The organism is Streptomyces hygroscopicus (assembly GCF_026168105.1).
Classification (GTDB): domain Bacteria; phylum Actinomycetota; class Actinomycetes; order Streptomycetales; family Streptomycetaceae; genus Streptomyces; species Streptomyces hygroscopicus_D.
This window is the reverse complement of sequence record NZ_LBMW01000026.1, coordinates 110,291-116,690: the sequence shown is the minus strand read 5'-3', so window position 1 is coordinate 116,690 and position 6,400 is coordinate 110,291. Positions and strand designations below refer to the sequence as shown.

Genomic DNA, 6,400 nt, shown 5'->3' with positions numbered 1-6,400 from the left:
GTCTTGGGGGTGTGGGCCGGGGTCTTGGGGGTGTGGGCCGGGGTCTTGGGGGTGTGAGCCGGGGTCTTGGGGGTGTGGGCCGGGGTCCTGGAGGTGTGGGGGTAGGCGGCTGTTCGGTGCTGGAAGGAGAGAATCTTTGGGTTCAGGACGACGCCGTCGCGGATCTCGATGGCCTTTCTGACCGTGGGGTCGGCCTCCCAGACCGCGGGGCCGCTCATGACCTTGCGCAGGTACGGCAGGAGTGCCTCGCTGATCTCCCACGTGGCCGAGTTCCACAGGTGGGACGGGCTGTGATCCACTGCGTAGTAGTGGCAGCCCGTCCCCACCGTGGGCATCGGCTCGCCGAAGGTGGTGGGACGGGCCCACGCGAAGCCCATGCCTTCGTCGCAGGCGACGTCGATGAAGAAGGTCCCCGGCCGGAACAGGGTGAGTTCCTCTTCGGTGACGAACATGAGCGGCGCGTCGGTGTCCTGCAAGACGCAGTTGACGATGATGTCGAACCCGGCCAGGTACTCCGCCAGCGGCAGGGAACCGGCCGCGGTGAATGCGTGCAGGCGCGTTGAATCGCCCTCTTGCTGTGCGAAGTGGCCCATCACGACCGAGGGCATCGGCGAGGCCACCGCTGCCGCTGCGCGCTGGGTGAGCACCGTGACGTCGGAGACCCCCATGGCGCCCAGGCCGGTGACCGCGCCGCGCGCCGTGGCGCCGAAGCTGATGACCACAGCACGCAGACGCCGCCCGTAGCTGCCGGTCAGCCCGCCGAGCTGCAGAGCGTGCAGCACCGAGCAGTAGCCCGCGAGCTCGTTGTTCTTGTGGAACACATGGACGCTGAAGGCGCCCGTGGACGTCCAGTGGTTCATGGCCTCCCAGGCGACGAGTGTCACCCGTCGGTCGATGGCGAGCTGGGTCAGCTCCTCGTCCTGCACACAGTGCGGCCATCCCCACAGCACCTGGCCCTCACGCAGCGCGGCGATGTCGTCGTGCATGGGTTTGGGCAGCAGCAACACGTCGCACTCGGCGAGGAGTTGCTCGCGGGAGCGCAATCCCGCCACGAGCGGTGCGAGCGTGTCGTCGGCGACGCCGAACCGTTCGCCGTAGCCCTGTTCCAGGAATATCCTCCCGCGTACGTCCGGCGCGATCCGGTCGAGGTGAGCAGGGTGCAACGGCAGGCGGAACTCATTCTCCTTGCGGGAGGAGGCGAGGACTCCGAGACTCATCAGGCGCATACGCTTCCTCATCATTTCGTTTCGCTGCGCTCTCGGCGTGCGTGGTCTGGCTGCCGGATGTCCGGGTCAGAAGCCGTCGGCCCGGTGCCTGCGGATGCGCTCGTCCAGCGGGAGGGGCGTTTCGTCCAGACCGTCGACCGACCCGGTCGCCATGCGTGCACACGTCCCGTGGCAGGCGAGGAGCTGCCCGTCGTCGCGGCGGGAAACCACCACCGCCCCCGGGTCGGGTGCGTTGCGGTAGTCGGTGCCGCAGATGAGGCAGGCCAGTCCGGAGAGCATCTCCGCGGTCGGTTCGGGGCGGTCCCGGCGGCGGCCGAAGATCGAGTCCTGTGAATACATGTGTCCCGCACCCTCTAGATCGGTTCAAGGTCGTGCTGATCGGTCTAGCCGTGCTGCGGCCCGGGGTCGTGCGCGAGATGTCCTGGTGCCCCGGGCAGCCCGGAAGCCGGGAAATCCGCTACCGCGCTGCGCGGGACCGGATACGGAAGACGGCGTGACGGGGCGGGCCAAGAGGCATGTCGCCGCTCATTTCCGGCCGGATCCGATGTACGCCGGCCTTTGCCGTTGTCCGAGGGCGACGCCGAAACTGATGACGGCGTGCGAGGTGCCCTCGGTGCCGCAACCGTACTCCCTCTCCGGAGTCGGCACGTGCCGGATGCCGGATGCCGGAGCCCGGAGCCCGGAGCCCGGAGCCGACCCGCCCGGGCGTCACCGAACTCTTCCCGGCTCGTGCGGGAACCTTCCCGGCGCTCCGGACGTTGCGGGCAGTGGTTGTAGTTGAAGTTTGCGAACGTGGAAACGCCCGCGGAGTTCTTGGCAGCGGGCGTTTCGTCGTTTCGGGGTTTTCTTCGACGGCCGGCGACCAACAGCCCGGGATCGCGTGATCGCGCACATTCCGCCCCAGCCGCCATCTCGAAGGAGACATCACGTGGCTCAAGGAACAGTGAAGTGGTTCAACGCGGAGAAGGGTTTCGGTTTCATCGCCCCTGATGAGGCCGGTGCCGACGTCTTCGTCCACCAGTCGGCGATCGACACCGACGGCTTCCGCTCCCTGAAGGAGAACCAGCGGGTGGAGTTCACCGCCAGCCAGGGCCCCAAGGGCATGCAGGCCGATCAGGTCCACGTGCTCTGAGGCCACCGTTCCCGAGGCAGGCCCGCACCGTGGGCCTGCCTCGGGCGGCTTCCGCAGGACTCCCGACGCGTGCAGCATCCTGCACCCCGCCCCTCGCGCCTTGGGCAGCGCCGTACCTCCCGAAGGGAACACTGTGACCACTGACGTCAGCCAGCGGAGCCCCGATCCCGCGGGCCACGCCGAGATGACCAAGCCCCCGCCCGGAAGCCGGGGCAGCGACTACGCCGCGCTGTGCCGCGAGGTGAGGCAGAGCGGGCTGCTGACGCGCCGCCCGGGCTACTACTGCGTGAAGATCGGCGCGAACCTGCTTCTGCTGGCCGGCGGCTGGACCGCGTTCGCGCTGATCGGACAGTCGTGGTGGCAGCTGCTGACCGCCGCCTTCCTGGCGGTGATGTTCACCCAGACCGGGTTCATCGGGCACGATGCTGGACACCATCAGATCGCCGCCTCCAAGCGCGTCAACAACCTGCTCGGCCGCGTGCACGCCGACCTGCTGATCGGCCTCAGCTACGGCTGGTGGATCACCAAGCACAACCGGCACCACTCCCACCCCAACCACGTCGACCGCGACCCCGACATCGCCGACGGTGCGATCGCCTTCACCGAGGATCACGCGCGCGTCCGCAGCGGGGCGTACGCCTGGCTGGCCCGTCACCAGGCCTGGCTGTTCTTCCCGATGCTGCTTCTGGAAGGACTCGCCCTGCACGTCGCCGGCGTACGGGCGCTGCTCGACCGCACCGCCACCACAACCTCGCGGACAACCAAGCTGGCCGACGCGGGACTGCTGGCAGCGCATCTGGGCGGCTACCTCGCCGCTCTGTTCCTGGTCCTGTCCCCCGTCCAGGCCGTGTGCTTCCTTCTCGTGCACCAAGGGCTGTTCGGGCTGTACATGGGATGCTCGTTCGCCCCCAACCACAAGGGCATGGCCCTGTTCGCCAAGGACGACAAGATCGACTTCCTGCGTCGGCAGGTACTGACCTCACGCAACATCCGCGGCCACCGCTTCACCGACTTCGTGCTCGGCGGGCTGAACTACCAGATCGAACACCATCTGTTCCCCTCCATGCCGCGACCCAGCCTGCGGCGTGCCCAGGAACTCGTGCGCAGGTACTGCGCCCAGTACGGCATCGCCTACCACGAGACCGGGCTCTTCAACTCCTACGCCCAGATACTGCGGTACCTCCACAGGGTCGGCGGCCCGCTGCGCCCCGAGCTGGAGTACTGATCACTTCGCCGTCCGTGCTCTTCATTCCCACCACGACCCACCACCTCCTCGTCGGCCTGTGGGCCGCTCCAGTTGTCCGGCGCCGCTGCCCTGACCCTGCCAGTACGTGGTCGACAACCTCGGTGACCGGGACGCCGTCCTGGTCGTGGACGACACGGGCTTTTTGAAGAAGGGGACGCGGTCGGCCGGCGTGCAGCGGCAGTACCCCGGCACCGCTGGGCGGACCGAGAACTGCCAGGTCGGGTGTTCCTCGCCAGTTCACGCGCCCACAGCCTGACATCCGAAGCAAGCTGCCGCGAAGCCGTCGACCGGAACGGTGTGGGGATGTACGGCTTTCGGTACTACTTCGCCTCGAACGCCCTCGGGAACGGTGGCAGACCCTGCGTCGGCTCAGTGCGACGGACCAGGGCTTGGCCCCTGCCCAGCTCGACACACTGCTCGAACGAGCTCGACAGCAGCAGGAAACGATCGAGGAGCGGCGCGCCCACCAGACCGAGGAAGCGCTACGCACGACGACCGGCTGAGCTGTTGGTGCCAGATGGTGATCCTCCGGGGCTCACCGACCACAGTGATGTCGCTCCGAGCACGTGGCGTCGTACGCCGTGATGGAAGACGTCACGCGGTCGGTGGCGCACGACCGTATTCGGACGAGTAAACCGAGCGGTTAGGGGTACGTCGAGTGCGGCTCCTGTTGTCGAGGAGCCGGAGCATGCCCGGACCAAGGGCTGTTCCCGGGCATGGACGAAGGATCATCTGATGGCCAGCGGCACCGTGAAGTGGTTCAACGCAGAGAAGGGCTTCGGCTTTATCTCGCAGGACGGCGGGGGGCCCGACGTCTTCGCACACTACTCCGAGATCCAGGGGAGCGGCTTCCGCGAGCTCACCGAGGGCGAGCACGTCACCTTCCAGATCGGGCAGGGGCCGAAGGGGCCGCAGGCCCAGAACATCGTCCGTGGCTGACCGGGCGAACATGGCAGGACGAGGCGGCTGCCGTTTGGTAGCCGCCTCGCCGCTGCAGCGGACCAGGTTGGCGACGCACCCGCCCAGCAGCCGGAGAGCTGGCTGAGAGGCGTCGTCACCCTTTGAAACCGGAGTCGAACGCCAAAGTAGGACTTCGAAGTCGGCGGCAACGCGAGCCGCTCTCACCGGTGGACGCCTCCCGCGCCGACGCTGGTCGAGCTGAGCACGTCTCCCAGGACTGGAAAGCGATCGCCCGGCAATGAGCAAGGGGTGACACGCATCGTAATCGTCGTCCTGACTCTCGTCGCAGGTGTACTGGCGTCCCTGGCGGCGGCCTGGATCTCCCCATGGTGGTCGCTCGTCGCCGTACCGGTGATGCTGCTGGCTCTGCTGGGCGCGTGGGATTTGCTGCAACGCCGGCATTCGGTGCTGCGCAACTATCCGGTGCTCGGCCATGCCCGCTTCCTCATGGAGCGCATACGCCCGGAGTTGCAGCAGTACTTCATCGAGCGGAACTACGACGGACGTCCCTTCGACCGGGACGTGCGCAGCATCGTCTACGAGCGTGCCAAGGGCACGGACGCGGAGGAGCCCTACGGCACCGAACGGGACGTGTACCAGCCCGGCTACGAGTTCCTGGTCCCCTCGATGGCGCCGCGGCCGGTGCCGAAGGAACGGCCGCGCGTGCGGATCGGCGGTCCGGACTGCGGCCGGCCCTACGACATGGCACTGCTGAACGTCTCCGCGATGAGCTTCGGATCGCTCTCCGCCAACGCCGTCCTCGCCCTCAACGGGGGCGCGGCGGCAGGGGGGTTCGCCCAGGACACCGGTGAGGGCGGACTGTCCGAGTATCACCTCCGCCCGGGTGGCGACCTCGTCTGGGAGATCGGCACCGGGTACTTCGGCTGCCGCACGCCCGACGGCGACTTCGACCCCGCCGAGTTCTCCGACAAGGCCGCACACGATCACGTCAAGTGCGTGTCCCTGAAGCTGTCGCAGGGCGCCAAGCCCGGCATCGGAGGTGTCCTGCCGGGAGCCAAGGTGAACGCCGAGATCGCCCGGGTCCGCGACGTGCCCGAGGGGCGGACCGTCGTCTCGCCGCCGTACCACCGGGTCTTCTCCACCCCGCGGGAACTCGTCCGCTTCATCGCCCGCATGCGCGAGTTGTCCGGTGGCAAGCCTGCCGGGTTCAAGCTGTGCGTGGGCTCGCGGCGGCAGTTCCTGGCCGTGTGCAAGGCCATGCTGGAGGAGGGCGCGGCGCCTGACTTCATCGTCGTGGACGGTGCCGAGGGCGGGACCGGTGCGGCGCCGCTGGAGTTCGCGGACCACGTGGGTACTCCGCTCACCGAGGGTCTGCTCACCGTGCACAACGCCCTCGTGGGCACCGGCCTGCGCGACCGGATCAGGATCGGCGCGAGCGGCAAGATCGCCACCGGGACCGAACTGGTCAAGCGCATGGTGCAGGGTGCCGACTACGGCAACGCCGCGCGGGCGATGATGTTCGCCGTCGGCTGCATCCAGGCGCAGCGGTGCCACACGAACACCTGCCCCACCGGCGTCACCACCCAGGACCCCCGCCGCGCCCGCGCCCTCCACGTCCCGGACAAGACGGCCCGCGTCCAGCGCTTCCAGGAGGCGACCGTGGCCAGCGCATTGCAGATCATGGCGTCCATGGGCGTCACCGACCCCGCGCAGCTGCGTCCGCACATGCTCCGCCGGCGCGTCGACCCCTTCACCGAGCGCTCCTACGAGGAGCTGTACGAGTGGCTCCAGCCCGGGCAGTTGCTCGCCGAGCCACCGGCCTCTTGGGCGGCCGACTGGAATGCCGCCGACCCCGACCACTTCACCGTCTGAACC

6 protein-coding genes and 1 pseudogene are annotated in these 6,400 nt (G+C 68.4%); 5 read left to right on the top strand and 2 right to left on the bottom strand.

Annotated features, from left to right (window positions below; genetic code table 11):
* Both AAW14_RS24115 and AAW14_RS24110 read right to left on the bottom strand, forming a co-directional pair.
* Positions 1-1,226: N(5)-(carboxyethyl)ornithine synthase (locus tag AAW14_RS24115; RefSeq protein ID WP_265566033.1), on the bottom strand; the 1,226-nt coding region annotated here is incomplete at its 3' end.
* A gap of 66 nt (positions 1,227-1,292) precedes the next feature.
* Positions 1,293-1,565, bottom strand: coding sequence for a hypothetical protein (locus AAW14_RS24110; protein ID WP_265566032.1), 273 nt, complete (start codon positions 1,563-1,565; stop codon positions 1,293-1,295).
* Between the two features lie 589 nt (positions 1,566-2,154).
* Here AAW14_RS24110 and AAW14_RS24105 point away from each other — a divergent pair.
* The 5 genes and pseudogenes from AAW14_RS24105 (at position 2,155) to AAW14_RS24085 (ending at position 6,397) form a co-directional block, all read left to right on the top strand.
* Entirely contained in the window at positions 2,155-2,358 is a 204-nt protein-coding gene (locus AAW14_RS24105) for a cold-shock protein (protein ID WP_069777588.1), read from the top strand.
* A 184-nt stretch (positions 2,359-2,542) separates the two neighbouring features.
* A complete protein-coding gene (locus tag AAW14_RS24100; RefSeq protein WP_416223359.1) occupies positions 2,543-3,583 on the top strand; it encodes a fatty acid desaturase family protein in 1,041 nt (346 codons plus the stop codon).
* 103 nt (positions 3,584-3,686) lie between these two features.
* Positions 3,687-3,827: pseudogene (locus tag AAW14_RS24095) on the top strand (transposase); the annotation flags it as partial.
* Between the two features lie 512 nt (positions 3,828-4,339).
* On the top strand, positions 4,340-4,543 hold the full coding sequence (locus tag AAW14_RS24090; protein WP_265566030.1) for a cold-shock protein: 204 nt from the start codon (positions 4,340-4,342) through the stop codon (positions 4,541-4,543).
* Between the two features lie 270 nt (positions 4,544-4,813).
* Positions 4,814-6,397: an FMN-binding glutamate synthase family protein gene (locus AAW14_RS24085; protein WP_265566029.1), complete on the top strand. Its 1,584-nt coding sequence runs from the start codon at positions 4,814-4,816 to the stop codon at positions 6,395-6,397.
* Positions 6,398-6,400: the final 3 nt, after the last annotated feature.

Coding starts and splice junctions, on each gene's coding strand:
- AAW14_RS24090 (WP_265566030.1), top strand. CDS start 4,340: ATGGCCAGCGGCACCGTGAAGTGGTTCAACGCAGAGAAGGGCTTCGGC.
- AAW14_RS24110 (WP_265566032.1), bottom strand. CDS start 1,565: ATGTATTCACAGGACTCGATCTTCGGCCGCCGCCGGGACCGCCCCGAA.
- AAW14_RS24100 (WP_416223359.1), top strand. CDS start 2,543: ATGACCAAGCCCCCGCCCGGAAGCCGGGGCAGCGACTACGCCGCGCTG.